Genomic DNA, 20,710 nt, shown 5'->3' on the forward strand with positions numbered 1-20,710 from the left:
AGGCTTCTCCGGGTCACCCCAGACGGAATCTGAGGCGGGCGTTGCCCATGGCGATGGTGGCCTGGTCGTAGAGCTCGGCGTCGCCGGTGGAGGGGCTCAGCTTCTGACCTTCGACGGAGGAGCCGTTGGTGGAGCCAAGGTCGCGGGCGTACCAGCGGCCTTCGTGCTCGAAGATCTCGAGGTGCTGGCGGGAGACCCCGGTGTCGGTGATGGTGATGTCCGCTGAGGAGGAGCGCCCGATGATGGTGTCCTCCCCCAGGGGGTAGGTGTTTCCGGCGTGCTCGAGGATGGCTGTGGTCGTGGCGGCCTGGGCTCCGGCAGCAGCCATGCTGGTGGGCAGGGCGGCGGTGGCCTCGGGGCCTGCGGCTGGTGTCGGCTGAGCCGCGGCCTTCGGCGCTGCGGGAGCTTCCGGGGCTGCTCCGGCGTCGGTGGTGGTCTCGATGCTCATCTGGCCGCGCTTGAGCTCGGTGTTCTTCACGAACGTCGCCCTGACCGAACCCAAGAGCGTATAGCTCTGGGAGTCTGCGTGGCGGATGATCTCCTGGCACAGCTCCTCCGCCAGGGCGGAGCCGTACTTCTTGGCCTCTTGGAAGTCGGTTTCGGAGAGGCGGATCTTGTAGAGGTTCGGCACCAGGGTGGCGCCGTTGGGTGCTTGGGTGGACTCGCGGTCCATGTGCCGGCGGACGGCTGTTGCGATCTCCACGGGGCCGAGGCTCCCTCCATGCGGCGAGAAGGCGCTGCGGACGGCTTTTTCGATGCCGCGCTCCAGTGAGTCGAGCAATCCCACAGCTGCCTCCTTCGGGTGTCATGCGTACGCCGAGATGCTGTGGAGAAGAACGGCGCACTGCGGGCAGTGTCGCGGAACATTCTACGTCCCGGGGTGTCATTCGCCCCAAGAGACCATCAGCCCGGGCTTGACGTCGCCTGAAGTGTTTGCGCCAAGGGTGTGACGGACGCCACAAAAATGCTACTCTCATCACATCGTGAGAGCGCTCTCGCAGCATCGAGGCTGCTGATATCGCCTCCCTGAGATCTAAGGAGAGATCGTGAGCACCACAGAAGCTGTTCACCCCTTGTCCCGCTATGGGACTCCCGTCCGCCTGACCGGGGCTTTGGCCGTCCTGGCCCTGGGCCTCAGCGCCTGCGGAGGGGACGCCGCCGAGAGCCAGCCCGAGGAGGCAGAAGCTCCCGAGAGCCTGAGCGTCACCACATTCAACGAATTCGGCTACGAGGATCTCTTCGACGAATACGAGGAGGAGACCGGCATACGGATCGAGCACAACAAGGTCGACACCGCGGAGAACGCCCGCGACTCTCTGCGGAACTCCCTCGGCGCCGATTCGGGCGCCAGCGACATTGAGGCCGTCGAGCTGGACTGGCTGGTGGAGTTCAAGCAGTACGCCGACCGGTTCGAGGACCTCGGCGACCCCGAGCTGGAGGACCGGTGGCTGGACTGGAAGTACGAGGAGGGCCAGGACGACGACGGCCGGCTCATCGGATACGGCACCGACAGCGGCCCGCAGGCGCTCTGCTACCGCTCGGACCTGTTCGAGGAGGCCGGCCTCCCCACGGATCGTGACGAGGTCGCTGAGCTCATCGACGGCGACTGGGACACGTACTTCGAGGTGGGCCAGGAGTTCGTGGAGGCCACGGACGTCCCCTGGTTCTCCGGCTCGGACAACGTCTGGCAGGGAATGATCAACCAGGTCGAGGTCCCCTACGAGACCGAGGACGGGGAGATCATCGCCGACACCAACGATGAGGTCCGGAGCCTCTATGACCAGCTCCTCGAGGCCAGTGTGGAGGATGAGCTCTCCGCCGGGCTCTCCCAGTGGTCGGGCGACTGGTCCGACGCCTTCCAGCGCGACGGCTTCGCCACCATGCTCTGCCCGGGCTGGATGCTCGGCGTCATCGAGGGCAATGCTGCGGGTGTGGAGGGCTGGGACGTCGCCGACGTCTTCCCCGGCGGCGGAGGCAACTGGGGAGGCTCCTACCTGACGGTCCCCACCCAGGGGGAGAACATTGAGGCCGCCAAGGAGCTTGCCGCGTGGCTGACGGCCCCCGAGCAGCAGGTGAAGGCCTTCGACGCGATCGGGGCGTTCCCGTCCACCGTCGAGGCCCTGGAGTCCGAGGAGATTCAGGAGGATGAGGACGAGTTCTTCAACGACGCCCCGGTGGGCCAGATCCTGGCGAACCGGGCCGAGGCCATCGAGGTCCAGCCGTACAAGGGCCCCAACTACCTGCTGATCAACGTGGCCATCCAGGATGCCCTGGGCCGCGTCGACGTCGACGGCATCGACGACCCCGAGTCGTCGTGGGACAAGTTCGTCAACGACATCGAGGCGATGAAGTAGTCGGATGAGTGCGCCTGCTCCGCTCCGGTCCCGGGTCTCGGCCTGGGACCGGAAGTACTCTCCGTACCTCTACATCAGTCCGTTCTTCATCCTCTTCGCGGTGGTGGGGCTCTTCCCCCTGGTCTACACCGGCTGGGTCGCCATGCACGACTGGGACCTCATCATGGGCCAGGGCGAGTTCATCGGGCTGGAGAACTTCGTCCAGGTGCTGGGGCAGTCGGCGTTCTGGGTGTCGCTGCGCAACACCCTGAGCATCTTCGTCCTCTCCACCGGGCCGCAGGTGGTGCTGGCGATCATCATCGCCTACATGCTGGATACGCACCTCCGGGCCCGGACGTTCTGGCGGATGGGCGTGCTGCTGCCCTATGTGGTCACCCCGGTGGCGGTGGCCCTGATCTTTTCGAACCTGTTCAGCCAGCGCTTCGGCCTAGTGAACTCGGTGCTGGAGGCGATCGGGCTGGGGTCCATCGGCTGGCAGTCGGATGTGCTGCCCAGCCATCTGGCCATCGCGAGCATGGTCAACTTCCGCTGGACCGGGTACAACGCGCTGATCTTCCTGGCCGCGATGCAGGCGATCCCGCGGGACCTGTACGAGCAGGCGGAGCTCGACGGCGCGGGCAAGGTCCGTCAGTTCCTGTCGGTCACCGTGCCGATGCTGCGGCCCACGATCATCTTCGTGGTGATCACCTCCACCATCGGGGGCCTGCAGATCTTCGATGAGCCGCGCATGTACGACCAGTACGGCCGCGGAGGCACCGACGGTCAGTGGCGGACCATGACCTTGTATCTGTATGAGCTGGGCTGGACCCGCTCCGACTTCGGGACGGCCAGCGCCGTGGCGGTGCTGCTGTTCCTGCTGATCGTGGCGATCGGCATCATCAACTTCACCATCACCCGCCGCATCGCTGACGGCGAGGCGGGGAGGGCAGCGCGACCGTCGCTGCTGAAGCGTCTCTTAAGGAGAGGATCCCCATGACGACTGACGCAGCCCCTATTGCTCCGGTGGACCGGGAGGCCGACGCGAGACGCACCCTGGGACGGCGGCGCCGTTCGTCTCCCGGCGGAGCGCAGCGGCGGCCCGGCTTCATCGTCTACGGGTGCCTGACCGCGGTGATCCTGGGCAGCCTGTTTCCGCTGTGGTGGAGCGTGCTCATCGGCTCGCACCACTCCACGATCTTGGCGGAGACGAGCTTCCCCGGGTGGTTCGGCGGCAACTTCTTCAGCAACGCGGCCACGGTCATGGACACGGTTCCGTTCTGGCGTGCCACGGCGAACTCCATCATCGTCTCCACGACGACGGCGCTGTCCGTGGTGCTGTTCTCCACGCTGGCGGGCTACGCGTTCGCGAAGCTGAAGTTCCGCGGGTCGGGCCCTCTGCTGGTGTTCGTGATCGCGACCATGGCTGTGCCCACGCAGCTCGGCGTCGTTCCGCTCTACCAGGTGATGGCTGCCCTGGGGTGGACGGGTGAGCTGATGGCTGTGATCGTGCCGGCGCTGGTGACGGCGTTCGGGGTGTTCTGGATGACCCAGTACCTGCGCCAGGCCATCCCGGATGAGCTGATCGAGGCGGCCACTATGGACGGCTGCTCCATGATCAGGACGTTCATCCATGTGTGCCTGCCGGCGGCGCGTCCTGCCGCGGCGATGCTGTTCCTCTTCACGTTCGTCCTGAACTGGACGAACTTCTTCTGGCCGTTCATCGTGCTGGGGCCTCAGAACCCCACGCTTCCGGTGGCCCTGCAGCAGCTGCAGGCGGCCCACTTCGTGGACTATTCGCTGGTCCTCACGGGCGCCACCCTGGCGACGGTGCCGCTGCTCATCCTCTTCGCCTTCACGGGTCGCCAGCTCGTGTCCGGAATTATGCAAGGAGCTGTGAAAGCATGACCACCTCAACCCAACCCCTCGACGCGGTCTCACCTGCGGGCGAGGTCACCTTCCCCGCGTCCTTCCTATGGGGGTCGGCCACCGCCTCATACCAGGTGGAGGGCTCGCACGACGCCGGAGGCCGCGGCCCCTCGATCTGGGACACATTCTCCAAGACGCCGGGCAAGGTCATCGGCGGCCACACGGGGGACGACGCCTGCGACCACTACCGCCGCTACCGCGACGATGTGGCGCTGATGAAGTCCCTGAACCTGCAGGTCTACCGGTTCTCCGTCTCCTGGTCCCGGGTGATGCCTGACGGGCGGACGGTGAACCCGGAGGGGCTGAAGTTCTACTCGGACCTGGTCGATGAGCTGCTGGCAGCAGGGATCATGCCGTGGCTGACTCAGTTCCACTGGGATCTTCCGCAGGCGCTGGAGGATGAGGGCGGGTGGACGAACAGGCAGACGGCCTACGCGTTCGAGGAGTATGCGCGGGTCCTGCATGAGGCACTGGGGGACCGGGTGCGGCATTGGACGACGCTCAATGAGCCGTGGTGCGCCGCGTTCCTCGGATACGCCGCGGGGGTGCACGCCCCGGGCCGGACCCACGGCCCTGATGCGCTGGTGGCGGCCCACCACCTGCTGCTGGCCCATGGGCTGGCGGTCCGGGCCCTGCGCGAGCGGGACGAGGGGCTGGAGCTGGGCCTGACGCTGAACTTCACCGACTACCGTCCCGCCGATGAGCAGAGCCGCGGCGATGCGGATGCGGCTCGTCGTCTGGACGGGTCCTTCAACCGGTTCTTCATCGAGCCCATCCTGCACGGCGCCTACCCAGAGGATGTGCTGCGGGACCAGGAGGGGCTGTGGCCGGAGGGGCTGGTGCAGCAGGGCGATCTGGAGATCATCTCGGCGCCCATTGATGTGCTCGGCGTGAACTTCTACACCGGTGAGCTCCTGACCGGCCCGGAGCCTGAGGAGGCCTCGGCTGCGGCGGCGCAGGCGAGGGTCGGCGGGCAGCCGAGCCCGAATGTGGGATCCGAGCATGTGCGGCCGGTGCGTCGCGGTCTGCCGCAGACGGCGATGGGCTGGGAGATCTTCCCGGAGGCGCTGCGCGATCTGCTGGTGCGCCTGCACCGTGAGTACACCGGGCCTGCGGGTGTGGCCATGTATGTCACGGAGAACGGGGCGGCGTTCGACGACGTCGCGGACGCCGACGGGTATGTGGACGACGCTGACCGTGTCGACTACATCCGGCGGCACTTGGGCGCAGTGCATGAGGCCGTCGAAGCCGGCGCTGATGTGCGGGGATACTTCGTGTGGTCTCTGCTGGACAATTTCGAGTGGGCGCTGGGCTACGAGAAGCGGTTCGGGATCGTCCGTGTGGACTATGAGACGCAGCAGCGGACCCCCAAGGCGTCCGCGCGCTGGTACTCGGGAGTAGCCTCCAGCGGTGTGGTGAACTAGGAAGCATGCCAAGCACTCACACCCAGTCTGCCGGGCAGGCATCCAGGCAGCCCACGCTGGAGGATGTGGCCCGGCAGGCCGGGGTCTCTCGAGCCACGGCCTCCCGGGTGGTCAATCAGGACCCTCGGGTGGGTCTGCCTGCTCGGGAGTCGGTGGAGGCAGCGATTCTCAGCCTTGGGTACCGGCCGAATCGTGCGGCGCGGTCCCTGGTCCGGCGGGAGGCCGATTCGATCGCGGTGGTGGTGCCGGAGGCCGAGGACCGGATCTTCACGGACCCGTTCTTCTCCGCGATTCTGGGTGCGGTCTATACGAAGCTGGCGGATTCGCCGGTGCAGGTCCTCCTGGCGGTCGCCCCTCCGGGCAAGCGGGAGAAGATCGAGCGGTATCTGCGCGGCGGATACACGGATGGGGCGATCATCGTCTCGCACCACCTCGACGACGGGATCTCTGAGGTCCTGCGTGAGACGAGGCTCCCGTCGGTGTACATCGGACGGCCGTACGCCGGGGATGTGGGGCTGCCCTATGTGGATGTGGACAACGTCCGGGGGGCCGAGATGGCGGTCAGGCGTCTGGTGGACGGTGGGCGGCGCCGCATCGCGACGATTGCCGGTCCGCAGGACATGGCTGCGGCCTCGGACCGTCTGGAGGGGTTTCGGCGGGCGATGGCTGAGGCGGGGCTTGAGGATGATCTGGTGGAGGTCGGAGACTTCACGGCGGCATCGGGCGGGGAGTGTGCCGTGCGTCTGCTGGAGCGGGACCCGGGCCTTGATGCGATCTTCGTAGCCAGCGACCTGATGGCGGTGCCTGCTCTTCAGGAGCTCCAGATCCGTGGGGTGAGCGTGCCGGAGCAGGTCGCGGTGATCGGCTATGACGATTCTGAGGTGGCCCGGCTCGCGCGCCCGCCGCTGACGACGGTGGAGGGGCGCGCTGCGGGCCTGGCGCACAATGCGGTGGAGATGCTGTCCGATCTGATGGCGGGGAAGACGGCGGAGTCGAGGCTGCTGTCGACGAATCTGGTGCTTCGCGAGTCGGGGTGAGCGGGGTGCGGGAGAAAGGGAGTGACAGATCTTCAAATTTGAAATAAGATGGTGCACAGCTTAGTTGTCTAAGTTCGACAGTGCGTGTCGTCTACGGCGCGTGCTGGCACTTTGAGCGGACCGCGAGTCCGAATCACGCAGACCTGAGGAGATCATCATGGCCATCACACTTACCCCCGGCACCTGGAGCTTGGACGCAGCCCACTCCGAGATCGGCCTGACCGTGCGTCACGCCGGCATCTCGAAGGTGCGCGCCGTGTTCCAGGAGGCCACCGGCACCCTCGAGGTTGCTCAGGAGGGCACCTTCGAGGTCGACGCTCACGTGCGCGCCGAGTCCTTCAACTCGAAGAACGAGGACCGCGACGCCCACGTCCGTGGCGAGGACTTCCTGAACGCTGAGCAGTACCCCGAGCTGACCTTCGTCACCAAGGGCATCCGCCCCGCCGGCGACACCTTCGACATGACCGGTGACCTCACCATTCGCGGCGTCTCCCGCGAGGTGACCTTCGAGGTCGAGTTCGGCGGCCAGGCTGTGGACCCGTTCGGCGCCACCCGCGCCGGCTTCTCCGCATCCGCCGTCATCTCCCGCAACGACTTCGGCCTGAACTGGAACGCCGCGCTTGAGGCCGGCGGCGTGCTGGTCGGCGACAAGGTCACCCTCGACATCGAGGTCGCCTTCGTCCACCAGGGCTGATTCTTACCCCTTTCCCCACTGAGGGCCCGGGTGCTGCCGAACCGGCAGTGCCCGGGCCCTCAGTGTGTCTCGGTAGGCTTTGCGGGTGCCTGAGCTGCCTGAAGTAGAAGTGGTCCGACGGGGTGTGGAGTCGTGGGCGGCTGGTCGCACCGTCACGGGCGCAGAGATCCATGACGCCCGGAGTCTGCGCCGATATGCGGAGGGCCCTGAGCATTTCCGTCGGGAGCTGATCGGACGAACGCTCCTCGCACCGGAGCGGCGAGGCAAGTTCCTCTGGATCCCTCTGGCCGGCGGGCCCGATGAGGTGCCGGGCCGTGCGCTGATGATCCACCTAGGAATGAGCGGCCAGGTGCTGATGGAGGCCGCCGATGCGCCCTTGGAGAAGCACCTGAAGGTCACCCTGCACCTCGGTGCGGGGACGCAGCGGACGGAGGCTGAGGGGGCGGTTGCTGATCAGCTGCGCTTCGTGGATCAGCGGATCTTCGGAGGAATGCAGATCAGCCCGCTGGTGCCGGACTCTGTGGTGCACGGAGTCGACGACGTGGAGAGTCGGCGGGTGCCGGCGGCGGCGGCACACATCGCCCCTGACCCGTTGGAGGCGGCGATGACGGCCGAACGGTTTTTCCGCATCCTGCGGGGGCGGCGTACGGGCCTGAAGCGCGCCCTGCTGGACCAGGCGATGGTCTCGGGGGTGGGCAACATCTACGCCGACGAGGCCCTGTGGCGCTCGCGGCTCCACTACGCCCGTCGCACGGAGACGATGACCCGCGCCCAGGCGTCCCTGCTGCTGACGAGCCTGCAGGACGTGATGGGGGACGCGCTCGCCGCCGGCGGCACCAGCTTCGACGCCCTGTACGTGAATGTGAACGGCGCGAGCGGATACTTCGACCGCTCGCTGAGCGCCTACGGCCAGGAGGGCAGACGCTGCCCGCGGTGCATGACCCCGATCCGCAGGGAGAAGTTCATGGGCCGCAGCAGCTACTTCTGCCCGACCTGTCAGCCAGTGCCTCAAAACGCTCGCTGGTGAGCGTGTGCAAACGCGGTAACGAAACGTGTGCAAACACGGAAACGCGCAGGTCAGAGAGTCGCGCGAAACCTCTTTGGAGTGTTCAAAAGGTAGCGTAGAACGTGTTCCAGAAGTAGTGCAGGTTCCGCGCACGTCTCGACACTTGGTATGGACTCTAAGTGCTAATGAATGAGGTCCAGTGCCCCTCGGTAGCCTGGGTGCATGACCACGTTCTTCACCTCGGATCACCATTTTGGGCACGCAAACATCATTAAGTACTGCGACCGTCCGTTCGAGGATGTGGCAGAGATGGACGAGGCGATGATCGACCGGTGGAACAGCACGGTGGGCCCGGGTGATGAGGTGTGGGTGCTGGGGGACTACGCCATGAAGGACCGCGCACAGGGCTTGGGCTACTTGTCCCGGATGAATGGCACCAAGTATCTGATCTCGGGAAACCATGATCTGTGCTCACCGGTGGAGCGGGACGGCCACCTGAACGTGCGCCGGTACCTGGATGCGGGGTTCGACGCGGTGGTCTCCCAGGCGCAGACGACGCTGCCCGAAGTGACGCCCGGTGAGGGTGGCCTGCCGGTGCTGCTGAATCACTTCCCCTATGCGGGGGATTCGCACTCGGAGGAGGACCGTCATGCCCAGTTCCGGCTGCGTGATCTGGGTCAGACGCTGATCTGCGGGCACGTGCACGATGACTGGACGGTGAGCCGTTCGCCGGGCGGAACGCTGCAGGTGAACGTGGGGGTGGATATGTGGGATTTCCAGCCGATTTCCGCGGAGGATCTTCACCGCTTCATCCGTGAGCAGGAGTGACACCGCCCAATGGTGCGCACCGCTGCGCGCCGCTGCCGCAGGGCTCGGGGCGCAGAGCCGTCTAGACTGTAGGGCGAATCTGGGGGTCTCTGCCGGCGCAGAACCTGCATACGGCAGCGGACAGGGCGAAAGGGTGCTTGGTGAATTTATCGGAGACACGTAAGCACTTGGAGCAGCTGAACATCACCAGCGGCCCCAGCAGCACTCTGATCGCTCACCGCGCGATCCAGCGCGGAATTCGCATTTACTCCGACGAGAAGCAGCGCCTGACGCTGCAGCGCGGTAGGCGGCGAGTGTGGTTCGACGGCGCGCAGTCGAACATTAACAAAGTTCTTGCTCAGCGCTGCGTGCGCTACAAGGACGTCACGGCCCGCCTGCTGCGGAGCCACAGGGTCAATGCTCCGCAGAACGTCGTCTTCGCGGCAGATCAGGTTCGCGCGGCCTGGGATTGGGCCGCCTACGAGCTCCCTGTGGTGGTCAAGCCTCCGAATGGGGGCAAGGGAGATCTGGTTCATGTCGGAGTGACGGACTCGGACCACTTCGAGCAGGCGTTTGCGGCTGTGGCAGAGGCCTCTGGTGAGGTGCTCGTGGAGCGTTTCGTAGAGGGGGTGGAGCACCGTGTGCTTCTCATCTACGGCAAAGTGGCCGCGGCGCAGCGCCGAGTGCCCGCCCATGTGATTGGGAACGGCAGATCGTCCGTGCGGAAGCTCATTCGTAAGAAGAACCGGCTCAGGACCAAGTCGAACAACGCCATCTATGTGGATGCGCAGATACCCGTCGACGACGTCGTTGTGCGTGAGCTGGCCTCTGCAGGCATGACTCTGGACAGTGTTCCTGCGCGTGGGCAGCGGGTCTGGCTGCGGTCGAACTCCAATGTCAGCAGCGGCGGCGAGGCACACGATGCCACCGATGACCTGACCGCCGAGGAGATCGCGATGGCGGAGGAGGTGGCCAAGGCTGTCCCGGGCCTCAGGGTGGCCGGTCTGGACATGCTTCTGCCACGGGACGGCAAGGGCGATGCCCCCCATATTCTTGAGGTCAACAGCAGTCCGCTGATGACGGGCCACCATTACCCGTGGGCGGGGGAGAGCCGGGATGTGGCGGCGATGCTGGTCGAGGCCATGTTTCCCGAGGACGAGCGTGATGCCGCCCCAGTGGGGGGCTGATTCGCTGTGCGTCCTGCTAACGTCTCGGTCGTGACTGGTGCTGATGCTGAGGTGGTCCGTGTGGCTGCGGTGGTCCTGACGGACGCGGCGGGGCGCGTGCTGACGGTGCGCAAGCGGGGGACGGACAGGTTCATGCAGCCGGGTGGGAAGCCGGAGCCGGGGGAACGCGGCGCGGAGACGGCTCTGCGGGAGACGTTCGAGGAGACGGGACTCCAGCTGGACTTGGGTCAGCTGGAGCCGATGGGTGAATTTTCGGCGCCGGCGGCGAACGAGCCCGGCCTCACAGTCGTGTGCGACACGTTTCGTGTGAAGCTCGACGACGACGCGGAGGCAGTTCTTTCTCGCATCCAGCCGGCTGCGGAGATCGAAGAAGTCCGCTGGGTGTCCCAGGATGAGTTGCAGGGCAACGACGATTTAGCCCCGTTGCTGACCGATATCATCGCACCAGCGCTACTGGCGGAGGGGCTGGACGCTTAGGGTGGCAATAACAACGAAAGACGCCGAGTAGTGGGGACGCCATGAAGAAGCAGATCAACGTGGTCGGGGCAGCCATTGTTCAAGACGACAAGATTCTCTGCGCCCAACGTGGCCCAGGTGGGTCCCTCCCAAACATGTGGGAGTTCCCTGGTGGAAAAATCGAAAAGGACGAGACTCCCATCGCAGCGCTCGTGAGGGAGATTACCGAGGAACTCGAATGTCACGTCGAAGTGGGTGAGCAGATCGACGTCACGAGCTACGAGTACGACTTCGGAGTCGTAACTCTCACGACGTTCTACTGCGAACTGATCGACGGCACCCCTCAGCTCACAGAACATGCCGAAGTCCGCTGGATAGCTCCGGCCGAGCTCAACGAGCTCGAGTGGGCTCCCGCCGACATCCCCGCTGTGGAGAAAATCCAGGCCAAGTACGACGTATGAGCCTCAGACCGGACTACATCGCAGGAGGGCACTCCCTCGAGTTCGATGTCCGTCACGGCTTCCTGAGCCAACAATCCCGAGGCGTTGGCCCGGACACGCCTGAGGTCGTTCTTAACACCGGGGACGGTCTGACCGTCGCGCGATCTTTAAGAGCAGAACTTCGCAGAGCCCATGAGTTCCTCTTCTCTGTGGCCTTCGTGACACCAGGTGCAGTCGCCATGCTGAAGCAGGACCTACTCGAGTTCGATGGGCGCGGTCTCATCGTCACTTCGGACTACCTCCACTTTAACCAGCCCTCTGTTTTCGCCGACCTATTGCACCTCCGGGAACTCGGTAAAGACATTGATGTTCAAATTCACCACGCTGGTGCATTCCACCCGAAGGGCTACATTTTCCGCCATGGACGAGGTGTCACTGCTCTGATCGGTAGCTCAAATCTTACCGAAGCAGCACTCACTCGAAATCACGAATGGAATCTCAAAGTCTCGGCTGCTGACGGAAGCGACCTCGGTGCGCAGCTTGCACGTCTCGAAAACGAGCAGCGCGACGCATCGAACCCCCTCTCCAAGGAGTGGATCGAGGAATACCGCGCGATCTATGAAGCTCAGCCGGCCCAGGTGTGGCGGGAGGCGCTGCCGAGGGCAACTCCCCCGGCCGCAGCCGCTACGGGCACGATCCAGCCCAACTCGATGCAGAGGGAAGCGCTCGAAGCTATTGAAGAGGTGCGAGAGCAGGGCAAGACGCGTGCCGTGGTCATTTCGGCGACAGGCACCGGTAAGACGATCCTCTCTGCCCTGGACGTGAGAGCTTACGCACCCCAGCGACTCCTGTTTCTCGTGCACCGCGAGCAGATTATCGACCGAACGATCGAGGAGTATCACCGAGTACTGGGAGGGGACCGCGCGGAGTACGGCAAGGTCTCCGGATCGGCTAAGAACCTCGAGGCGAAGTATGTGTTCGCCACGGTTCAGTCGTTTTCGCGGCCAGAAGTTCTTGCCTCTGTGCACCCTGAGGCCTTTGATTATGTGTTGATTGATGAGGTGCATCGTGCAGGTGCTGCAACCTACCAGCGCATTCTTGAACGGCTTCAGCCGGACTTCTTGTTAGGCATGACAGCGACGCCGGAGCGCTCCGACGGGTTCAACATTTTTGAGCTGTTCGACTACACGGTGCCGTATGAGATTCGGCTCAATGGTGCGCTAGATGCTGGGTTGTTAGTGCCCTTCCACTACTACGGGGTCGCTGACGTCACCTTCGATGACGGGTTCACGGTGGAGGCCGATGCAAACTTGGGCACCCTGGTGAGTTCGTTCCGAGTCGAGCACATCATGGGAGCCATCAACCGATACTCGCAGCAGGGAGTGAAAACTCGCGGGTTGATCTTCTGCAGCCGTAGAGAAGAAGCTCGCCAGCTGTCAGATCAGCTCAACCAGAGACGGCTTGGCGATAATCTGCTGCGCACTCGTGCGCTGACGGGTGACATTTCGAATGCGGAGCGGGCCGAGGCGGTGAAGGCCCTTGAAGCAGGGGAGTTGGACTACCTCCTCACCGTGGACATCTTCAACGAGGGCGTAGACATCCCGAGCGTGAACCAGGTGGTCATGCTTCGTCAGACCCAGTCCGCCATAATTTTCGTCCAACAGCTTGGCCGCGGCCTTCGAAAAGCAGAGGGCAAAGACCACCTGACAGTGATTGATTTTATCGGGAACTACACGAACAACTACATGATCCCGATCGCCTTATTTGGTGACCAGTCACTGAATAAGGAATCGATGAGGAAGAACCTCAACGCTGCTGAGGAAGATAGTTTCCTGCCAGGATTGTCGAGCGTTCGATTCGACGAGATCGCACGAGACCGGGTGATGCGATCGATCGCCGCCGCGAGGCTGGATGACCTGAGGGAGCTCAAGAAGGAAGTGGAACGGATCCAGCAGCGTGTGGGACGCCCACCACGACTGCGTGACTTCTGGGAACAGAACTCTGTTGACCCGGTCGTTCTGGCGACGAAGAAGAAGCACTATCCCGAACTTCTCGTTAGGACGATCAAAGCGGAGTCCGGGTTGTCGGAGAGTGAGTCGCGACTTCTGCATTTGCTGTCGTACGAGGTGCTGCCGGCCAAGCGGCTCCACGAAAGTGTGTTGCTTGAGCGCCTCCTCCTCCAGCGGTCGCTTACGACGGAGCAGGTCCAGGCGGCGTTCGATGGGAGCGGACTGATTGCGGACGGTAAAACGGTTCAGAGCGCAATAGACACCTTCACTCTCGAGGGCTACAACGCGGGTGACAAGAAACGGTACGTATTGCCCGTGGCGGAGATGGCGAACGACGGGAGCGTTCAGCTGTCAGAGCAGTTCCACGCCTCCTACGAAAGATCGGGCAATTTCCGAAGCGCCGTTGATGACCTGTTGTGGACAGCGAAACGGCGCAATGCCACTGAATATCGGCATGATCGGGTGTTTACTACGGGAAGCCAGTACTCGCGTCGGGACGTGAGTCGGCTTCTTGGCTGGGCTCGCTCCAACGCGTCCACCATGTACGGCTACCGCACCGACCTTCGGAGTGGTGTAGCCCCCATCTTCGTCACACTCCATAAGGGTGAGGACGTCGAAGCGAGCGTGGCCTATGAGGATGAGTTGCTTGACCCATCAACGCTGCGGTGGTTTACCCGCAGCCGACGCACTCTCGAAAGCGCTGAGGTCAAAGCGATCGTGAACCAAGAAGTTGACGTGCACGTATTTGTGAAGCGTGACGACGCTGAAGGGACTGACTTTTATTATTTGGGTGAGGCACACGCTCAGGATGCCGAACAGACCACGATGCCGGACGAGAGCGGCGAGCCTCTGAGTGTCGTCAAAATGCTGCTCCATTTCACTGAACCTATTGAGCACACGCTCTTCGACTATTTCCACCCGATCGAGACGAATTAGCCGCGCACCCAATTCAGGAGACACAGTGACTCACTTTTCGACGTCTGCTCTCGGCACTGCATCGGCAGCGGTGGTGCTGGCCCTTGCCCTCAGCAGCTGCGGCCAGAACGGCCAGGAAGACACTGGGGCGGAAGAACCCGAAGCGGCAGTTGAGCAGTACTGGGCCTCCCTTGAACAGGGCGACGCTGAAGCTGCCTGCGAGCTCACCCACTCAGAAGACCGCGGGGGCACCTACGCGCAGTGGAACGACGCGGACCAGCAGGCCTGCGTCGACGAGCACGACGACCTCGCCGAATGGGTTCAGCAGGAGCCCGCCAGCGACGACGTCGAAACGATCGCGCAGGTCTTCACCCAAGGAGACACCGAAATCCACGAACAGGACAACGGCGAAGCCAGCATCCACCACACCCCCGCCACCGACGACTACCCCGCGGGCCCCGCCCTCTACGACGTCATCAGCGTCAGCGACCACTGGTACCTCAACGACCCCGACCCGCTCCCCATCAGCGCAGACTTCTAGGCAGCAGGCGCCGACCCCACCGTCGTGCATATGCTGGAACGCTGTGAATACCGACTACCTCATCCGGGAGCCCCAGCCTGAAGACGCCGAGGCACTCGGCAGGATGCACACCCAAGCATGGCGCGAAAGCTACGCCCACTTCCTCCCAGAACGGCTCTACGACGCCGACGCTGAAGCCGAACGCATCACCATGTGGCAGCAGAGCCTCAGCCGACCCTTCACCGGCACCCGACGCATCGCCCTCCACCACAACCACGTCGTCGGATTCGCCGACTACGGGCCCGCAAAAGACGACGACGCCCCGCGCTCCCACCAGCTCTACGGGCTCTACATCCTCGCCGCCCACCACGGCACCGGACTCGCCCCACAGCTCATCGACCACGTCCTCGGCCCCGAACCCAGCTACCTCGAAGTCTTCAAAGACAACCCCCGAGCCATCCGGTTCTACACCCGATACGGCTTCGTACCCCACGACGAACTCCCCATGAGCCGCTGGGACACCGACCCCACCATCGCGCACATCAGCGCACTGCGCCTCACCCGCGGCTAAAGCTCCACACCCGCCGCACGAGCCGCCCTCAGCTGCAGCGCCCCCCACTGGGCGGCCGGCTCCAACGCCGCCGACAACGTGTGCAGCTCAATGCACTCCGACCCATCAGGCAGCGCCCTCGGGCCCCGCTGAACCATGGTGCCCGGCATCAGATTCATCATCAGCAGCGCCACCTGCCGGCCCCCACCCTCAGGCAGCGCCACCGGCACCGTCACCACCTCCGGATCAATATCCGGCACCCGCGCCACAGACCGACGGGCCACATCCACCCCGCCCTGCGCCGACTGCCACAAAAACCAGCCCGCCAAGAGCACCGAACCCCACAGGCGCCCGAACCAACCAGCACCCCCAGAGTCGCGGCGAGGCGGCAGCAGCACAAGACTCAATGCCGTCCCCGCAGCCACACTCACCACCCCGTAGATCGCATAGTCAGACGCGAACCCCGCCAACGCCACCCACACCAGCGCCAGCAGCAGCCCCCGCAGAACACCCGACACCACAAACCTCACAGCAGCCACCCCCCAGCCAACAGCAGCAGACTCCCCGTCAGCACCACCAGCACGGCCGCACCGCTCGCAGCCCAAGGCGCCAACCGGCGCTCACCCCCATCAATGGCCCCCTCAGCACGATCACCCCACCGCGTCACCAGACCCAGCGCCGACTCCCGAACCGTGGTGGCCCCCTGGTGCGCAGCCTCCAAAACCGACGCCGCGCCCTGGGCCGTTTGCGCCCCCACCGACTCCTCCGCAACCACAAGATCGCCCGGCTGAAGCGCAGAGCCGTCCGCGCGCTCCACCCACCCGGGCAGCCAGCCGCGCGCCGACAGCAGCCACACGCCCGACCCCACAGCCAAGCCCAGCAGCAGCGGCCACGTCGCATCCCACAGCGGGCCCGCCTCCCACGAGAAGCCCCCCGCGCCCAACCAGTGCATGCCCACCAGCCACGGCACAGCAATGCCGGCCGCGCAGACCAGCAGCCATGAGGCCAGCTCCCCGGCGGGACGGTGCTCCGGGTGCCGCTCCGCAGACCACAGCAGCCACCCGAAACGCATCAGGAGCACCGTCGACCCCGTCGCCACCAGCGGCAGCAGGTCATACAGGTCCGCCCCCACAAACGTGATCCCCTCCACCGTCTCCTTCGAGACGTACTTGCCGTACGCACCCGACGTCAGCGGAGCCCCCGCCACCGCCAAGCCCGCACCCACCAGGCCCGCCGCGACCAGCCACCGCGTCCGCCCAGTGCCGAAATGCTTCATCACCGGAACGCCCAAGAACATGGCACCCTTCGCCAACCCGTGGTGCACCGCATAGAGCACCGCGGCCGTGATCGTCGCCGAGGCCAGCTCCGGCACCAGCAGGCCCACCGCCGGAAGAGCCGTGATGAACCCCATCTGACTGATCGTCGAATACGCCAGCACCACCTTCGGGTCCCGCTGCAGCACACCCACCACCGCGGCCGCGAACGCACCCAGCAGGGCCAGCCCCAACAATGTGTAGCCCACCGCGAGCATCGCCATCTCACCCAGCGGCAGAAAGCGAAGCCACCCCACCAGGCCCGCCTTCACCATCGCCCCCGAGAGCACGGCCGAGGCAGCAGGCGGCGCCGCAGGGTGCGCCAGCGGCAGCCACACATGCAGCGGCACCGTGCCCGCCTTCACCCCGAAGCCGATCAGAAGCAGCACCACAATGAGCGTCGTGAACTCCGAGTCCGCCACCGCCGCCGGAGCATCCGCCACCCGGTAGCCGCCCGCGCTCGCCGTCAGAATCAGACCCGCCAAGATCGCCGTCTCCGAGACCACCGACATGATCAGATAGATGCGGGTCGCGCGCCTGGCCTCCTGCGACCGGTAATGGATCACCAGCCCCACCGCGGAGAAGCTCATCAGGGCGAACGCAAGATAGAAGCTCACCGCATCCGCAGCCACGTACGTTCCGATGTTGCCCACAAAGCACAGCAGCAGGAACGCGCTCAGCGCCCCCGAGCCCTTCTCCGCATCGCGCAGCTTCGCCCACGACACCGCCATCAGCGCCGCCCCATACAGCAGTGCTGTGATCAGAGTCAGGGCACGCGCCGCCGGGTCCAGATGGAACTCGGACCCGAACAGCAGCCACGGCACCTCCAGCCGCGCGCCAGCGTCGAACACGCACAGAAGCGCAGCCGGCACGGTGGTCAGCGGAGCCGCGATCGCCGTCGCGCGGCGCACCCGGTGCGCAGCAGCCGGAACCGCAGCGCCCGCAGAGGCGATCACCGCCACAGCGGCCAGCGGAAGAAGGAAGGCAGCGAGCATCATCATCAGCTGAACACCCCCTCAGCGATGAACCGCGAAACCTCCAGCGGCGAGAACGCCCACGAGGCGCCCAGCCCCAGCGCCAGCGTGAAGCCGGCTGTGCACAGAGCAGGAAGGAGCAGGGCCTTCGGCTCACGGATCGCCCGCGCAGCGAACCCGCTCTCCTCGGGCTCCTCCTCGCCCTCCTTGCGGCCGCCGCTCGGCGCCCACCCGGTCTCCTCCGAAGCATCAGAGAACCACATTCTGAACACCACCGGCAGGAAGTACGCCGCGTTCAGCGCCGACGAGGCCACCAGCACCCCCAGCACCCACGGATGCGGGGAGTCCAGAGCCCCCAGCCCCAGCTGCCATTTGGAGATGAATCCCGCCGTGGGAGGAAGCCCCATCATGCCGAGTGCCCCCACCGTGAACGCCGCCGACGTCCACGGCATCCGACGCCCGGCCCCCCGAAGGTCATCGAGAGTATGGGCCCCCATGGACTCGGCGAAGAGACCCGCGCAGAAGAACAGCGTGATCTTCATGATCCCCTGATGCACCAGGTGCATGATCCCGCCCGCGGTTCCCGCCACCGAGAACATCGCCACCCCCAGCACCACATAGCTGACCTGCGAGACCGTCGAGAACGCGAGCCGACGCTTGATCTCCTGCGCCCGCAGCGCCTGATAGGAGCCGTAGATGACCGTCGCGCTCGCCACCACCAGCAGCGGGGTCAGCACCCCCAGCTCCTCCGCCGTCCGGATCCCGTACACATCGTCGATCACACGCACGATCCCGAACACGCCGGCCTTCACCACAGCCACCGCGTGCAGCAGAGCAGAGACGGGAGCGGGAGCCACCATGGCGATGGGAAGCCACGAGTGCAGAGGAATCAGCGCCGCCTTGACCCCCATGCCGCCCACCAGCAGCGCGAAGATGATCGCCGCAGAGGCCGGGTTCGACTGCGCGAAGTCCGCCACCTCCGCGGCGCCTCCCTCCTCGAAGTCCACCGCGCCGACCTCCATGGTCAGCCAGACCACGCCCATCAGCACCGCCACGCCGCCGCCCAAGGCGTAGCGCAGGTAGATCTTCGACGCCTTCAGCGACTTCTCGTCGCCCCAGTGCGCCACCAGCGGGTAGGTCGTCAGCGTCAGCAGCTCATAGAACACCAGGAAGGTGATCAGGTTCCCGGAGAAGCTCAGTCCCACCGTCGCGGTCACACACAGGCTGAAGAACCCGAAGAACCGTGAACGGTTCGGCTTTCCCTCCAAGTAGCCGATCGCATAGACGGTCGTCAGCAGCCACAGGATCGCCGACAGCCCCGCGAACAGCAGCGCCAGAGGATCAGCCCTCAGCACCAGCTCAATAGGCTCACCGCCAGGGGTGGGCAGGAACGGCACCGCGAACTCGGGCCGGAGCCCCTCGGCCACCACCCCCGGGACCAGTGCGATCAGCAGCAGCACCTTCAGGCTGGCCGCCGCCAGGTTGATCGAGGAGCGCAGACGGACCTGATGCTCACCCAGCGGGAAGATGATCGTCGCAGCGCCCAAGGACAGCGCGATCATCACCACCGGCACGGCGGTCAGCACCAGATGGCTCTGCGTCAGCTCATTCACCATGGGGCGCCCACCTCCAGCACCTCGGCGAGCCACGTGGGAGCGAACCCAGTGATGATCGTCGCCGAGCCCAGCGTCAGCACCGCCATTCCAGGGACGGACGTGAAGTTGCGGGACGTCTTGATGGTCGGCCCCTCGTCGGTGTCCTCGCTGCTGAGATCGGCATCGCCGGCGTGAGGGTCCTGCTGCATCAGCAGCGGCGCAATGCCGCGGACCGCATAGCCGGCCGCCAGCACAGTCCCCACCGCGATCACCAGAAGCATCCACCACTGCTCAGCCTCCACCGCAGCGGTGGCCACCTGCCACTTGCCTGCAAAGCCCAACGACACCGGGAGGCCGACGAGCCCCACCGCAGAGAGGCCCATGCTCATCACCACGATGGGATGGGTCCGCACCGCCCCATGCAGCTCCGCGATCTCATCCGTTCCGTAGACAGACTTCAAGTACCCGGCTGCAGCGAAGAGGCCTGCCTTCGCCACACCATGCCCCACCGCCAGTGCAACGATTCCGCTGTACGCCCCCGGAGCCACGTCGTCATGGCCCGGCGTCGACTCCACCAGCAGCGGAAACGCCAAGAACCAGTAGCCCACCTGCGCCACCGTCGAATATGCGATCAGCGGCTTCAGCCGATCCTGCCGCAGAGCCGCCATCGAGGCGCCGATCACCGCGACCGCCCCCAACGCTCCAAGAGCCCAGGCCAGAGGCTCGGCGAGCTGCGCCTCCGGCAGCACCCAGAGCCACACCCGCAGCACCACAAAAAGTGCGGCCTTGATCACCAATCCGGAGAGCAGAGGGGACACGACGCTCGGGGCACTCGAGTGCGCGCTGATCAGCCACGCATGCATAGGCACCAGCGCCACCTTCAGGCCCATGCCGACGGTCATCAGGCCCGCCGCCATCAGCAGAGCAGCCTCCTGCTCGGCGCTCGCCTGATGCATCGCAGCGCCCGTCTGCGCGATGTCCAGCGTCCCCGTCACCGACACCAGAAGGCCGACGCCCACCAGGAACAGCAGGGAGCCCAGCACCGCCACGAACAGGTACCGCAGCGCCGGCCCCCACGCACCCCGACCGCCGAGGGCCACCAGCGCCACCGCGGTCAGGCCCACCAGCTCAAGGCCCACATAGGTGTTGAACAGGTCCCCCGAGACGAAGACAGCGTTCAGGCCCGAGAGGCAGCCGAGCCACAGCGGCCAGAACCCTCCCGGAGTGTCCTTCGACGTGGCCGCGAAGACACTGAGCACCACGGAGACCAGGGCCGTCAGGGCCAGGAAGACTGCACTCAGGCCATCTGCGCGCAGATGGATGCCCAGCGGGGCTTCGAAGCCGCCCAGGGCGACCTCCTGCACACCGTGCAGGGACACCTCCGCCGCCAGCAGGACGCCCAGAACGCCGGTCAGCAGCGTCGAGCCCAGCCCCACGATGCGTGCGGTGCGGGGGCCCAGGAGTGCGACCGCCCCCGCAGCCGCCAGGGGCAGCAGCACAGCGGCCCCCAGGACGAACGCCATG

General features: G+C 65.4%; 19 protein-coding genes. 14 read left to right on the top strand and 5 right to left on the bottom strand.

The features are described from left to right. Positions 1-13 precede the first annotated feature (13 nt). Positions 14-787, bottom strand: a complete 774-nt coding sequence (locus FS388_RS06640; RefSeq protein ID WP_146340706.1) for a DUF3662 and FHA domain-containing protein — start codon at positions 785-787, stop codon at positions 14-16. Positions 788-1,046: 259 nt separating this feature from the next. On the opposite strand from FS388_RS06640, the gene FS388_RS06645 reads away from it, so the two are divergent. From FS388_RS06645 to FS388_RS06710, 14 genes are all read left to right on the top strand, one after another. Further along, entirely contained in the window at positions 1,047-2,354 is a 1,308-nt protein-coding gene (locus FS388_RS06645; RefSeq protein ID WP_246836136.1) for an ABC transporter substrate-binding protein, read from the top strand. 4 nt (positions 2,355-2,358) lie between these two features. Further along, positions 2,359-3,330 carry a carbohydrate ABC transporter permease gene (locus FS388_RS06650; RefSeq protein WP_146340707.1) on the top strand — a complete coding sequence of 324 codons (972 nt, stop codon included), beginning with the start codon at positions 2,359-2,361 and terminating at the stop codon, positions 3,328-3,330. Further along, on the top strand, positions 3,327-4,238 hold the full coding sequence (locus tag FS388_RS06655) for a carbohydrate ABC transporter permease (RefSeq protein WP_146340708.1): 912 nt from the start codon (positions 3,327-3,329) through the stop codon (positions 4,236-4,238). The genes FS388_RS06650 and FS388_RS06655 overlap by 4 nt, the downstream gene beginning before the upstream one ends. Further along, positions 4,235-5,683, top strand: a complete 1,449-nt coding sequence (locus FS388_RS06660; RefSeq protein WP_146340709.1) for a GH1 family beta-glucosidase — start codon at positions 4,235-4,237, stop codon at positions 5,681-5,683. Before FS388_RS06655 ends, FS388_RS06660 begins: the two co-directional genes overlap by 4 nt. Positions 5,684-5,688: 5 nt before the next feature. Next, positions 5,689-6,720 (top strand): LacI family DNA-binding transcriptional regulator, encoded by a 1,032-nt coding sequence (locus tag FS388_RS06665; protein WP_146340710.1) that lies wholly within the window; start codon positions 5,689-5,691, stop codon positions 6,718-6,720. Positions 6,721-6,877: 157 nt separating this feature from the next. Then, the gene (locus tag FS388_RS06670) at positions 6,878-7,414 is read left to right on the top strand and encodes a YceI family protein (protein WP_146340711.1); all 537 of its coding nucleotides are present in this window, start codon (positions 6,878-6,880) and stop codon (positions 7,412-7,414) included. Between the two features lie 85 nt (positions 7,415-7,499). After that, entirely contained in the window at positions 7,500-8,441 is a 942-nt protein-coding gene (gene mutM / locus FS388_RS06675) for a bifunctional DNA-formamidopyrimidine glycosylase/DNA-(apurinic or apyrimidinic site) lyase (protein WP_146340712.1), read from the top strand. Between the two features lie 201 nt (positions 8,442-8,642). Then, on the top strand, positions 8,643-9,248 hold the full coding sequence (locus tag FS388_RS06680; RefSeq protein ID WP_146340713.1) for a metallophosphoesterase family protein: 606 nt from the start codon (positions 8,643-8,645) through the stop codon (positions 9,246-9,248). A 167-nt stretch (positions 9,249-9,415) separates the two neighbouring features. Beyond that, the gene (locus FS388_RS06685; RefSeq protein ID WP_168198631.1) at positions 9,416-10,414 is read left to right on the top strand and encodes an ATP-grasp domain-containing protein; all 999 of its coding nucleotides are present in this window, start codon (positions 9,416-9,418) and stop codon (positions 10,412-10,414) included. A 30-nt stretch (positions 10,415-10,444) separates the two neighbouring features. After that, complete coding sequence (locus tag FS388_RS06690) at positions 10,445-10,891, top strand: NUDIX domain-containing protein (RefSeq protein WP_210410161.1); 447 nt, start codon at positions 10,445-10,447, stop codon at positions 10,889-10,891. Between the two features lie 41 nt (positions 10,892-10,932). Beyond that, positions 10,933-11,331: a (deoxy)nucleoside triphosphate pyrophosphohydrolase gene (locus FS388_RS06695; RefSeq protein WP_146340715.1), complete on the top strand. Its 399-nt coding sequence runs from the start codon at positions 10,933-10,935 to the stop codon at positions 11,329-11,331. Positions 11,332-11,549: 218 nt separating this feature from the next. After that, positions 11,550-14,255, top strand: a complete 2,706-nt coding sequence (locus FS388_RS06700) for a DUF3427 domain-containing protein (protein WP_210410162.1) — start codon at positions 11,550-11,552, stop codon at positions 14,253-14,255. 25 nt (positions 14,256-14,280) lie between these two features. Further along, entirely contained in the window at positions 14,281-14,775 is a 495-nt protein-coding gene (locus FS388_RS06705) for a hypothetical protein (protein WP_146340717.1), read from the top strand. A 43-nt stretch (positions 14,776-14,818) separates the two neighbouring features. After that, on the top strand, positions 14,819-15,325 hold the full coding sequence (locus FS388_RS06710) for a GNAT family N-acetyltransferase (protein ID WP_146340718.1): 507 nt from the start codon (positions 14,819-14,821) through the stop codon (positions 15,323-15,325). Here FS388_RS06710 and FS388_RS06715 read toward each other — a convergent pair. From FS388_RS06715 to FS388_RS06730, 4 genes are read right to left on the bottom strand one after another with little or no spacing between them, the layout of a single operon-like run. Then, entirely contained in the window at positions 15,322-15,834 is a 513-nt protein-coding gene (locus FS388_RS06715; protein WP_146340719.1) for a Na+/H+ antiporter subunit E, read from the bottom strand. The two genes, FS388_RS06710 and FS388_RS06715, sit on opposite strands and share 4 nt — an antisense overlap. Continuing rightward, positions 15,831-17,618, bottom strand: coding sequence for a complex I subunit 5 family protein (locus FS388_RS06720; RefSeq protein WP_210410163.1), 1,788 nt, complete (start codon positions 17,616-17,618; stop codon positions 15,831-15,833). Before FS388_RS06720 ends, FS388_RS06715 begins: the two co-directional genes overlap by 4 nt. Further along, complete coding sequence (locus FS388_RS06725; RefSeq protein ID WP_146340720.1) at positions 17,618-19,207, bottom strand: complex I subunit 5 family protein; 1,590 nt, start codon at positions 19,205-19,207, stop codon at positions 17,618-17,620. Before FS388_RS06725 ends, FS388_RS06720 begins: the two co-directional genes overlap by 1 nt. Further along, on the bottom strand, positions 19,201-20,709 hold the full coding sequence (locus FS388_RS06730) for a complex I subunit 5 family protein (RefSeq protein ID WP_146340721.1): 1,509 nt from the start codon (positions 20,707-20,709) through the stop codon (positions 19,201-19,203). Before FS388_RS06730 ends, FS388_RS06725 begins: the two co-directional genes overlap by 7 nt. Between the last annotated feature and the right edge of the window lies 1 nt (position 20,710).

The sequence above is a fragment of the Nesterenkonia sp. NBAIMH1 genome (assembly GCF_007922635.1).
Lineage (GTDB): Bacteria > Actinomycetota > Actinomycetes > Actinomycetales > Micrococcaceae > Nesterenkonia > Nesterenkonia pannonica.

What these genes read in the sequence shown, in the direction of transcription:
- FS388_RS06650 (WP_146340707.1), top strand. Translation starts at nt 2,359, where the DNA reads ATGAGTGCGCCTGCTCCGCTCCGGTCCCGGGTCTCGGCCTGGGACCGG.
- FS388_RS06655 (WP_146340708.1), top strand. Translation starts at nt 3,327, where the DNA reads ATGACGACTGACGCAGCCCCTATTGCTCCGGTGGACCGGGAGGCCGAC.
- FS388_RS06660 (WP_146340709.1), top strand. Translation starts at nt 4,235, where the DNA reads ATGACCACCTCAACCCAACCCCTCGACGCGGTCTCACCTGCGGGCGAG.
- FS388_RS06665 (WP_146340710.1), top strand. Translation starts at nt 5,689, where the DNA reads ATGCCAAGCACTCACACCCAGTCTGCCGGGCAGGCATCCAGGCAGCCC.
- FS388_RS06670 (WP_146340711.1), top strand. Translation starts at nt 6,878, where the DNA reads ATGGCCATCACACTTACCCCCGGCACCTGGAGCTTGGACGCAGCCCAC.
- FS388_RS06680 (WP_146340713.1), top strand. Translation starts at nt 8,643, where the DNA reads ATGACCACGTTCTTCACCTCGGATCACCATTTTGGGCACGCAAACATC.
- FS388_RS06695 (WP_146340715.1), top strand. Translation starts at nt 10,933, where the DNA reads ATGAAGAAGCAGATCAACGTGGTCGGGGCAGCCATTGTTCAAGACGAC.
- FS388_RS06700 (WP_210410162.1), top strand. Translation starts at nt 11,550, where the DNA reads ATGCTGAAGCAGGACCTACTCGAGTTCGATGGGCGCGGTCTCATCGTC.
- FS388_RS06720 (WP_210410163.1), bottom strand. Translation starts at nt 17,618, where the DNA reads ATGATGATGCTCGCTGCCTTCCTTCTTCCGCTGGCCGCTGTGGCGGTG.
- FS388_RS06725 (WP_146340720.1), bottom strand. Translation starts at nt 19,207, where the DNA reads ATGGTGAATGAGCTGACGCAGAGCCATCTGGTGCTGACCGCCGTGCCG.
- FS388_RS06730 (WP_146340721.1), bottom strand. Translation starts at nt 20,709, where the DNA reads ATGGCGTTCGTCCTGGGGGCCGCTGTGCTGCTGCCCCTGGCGGCTGCG.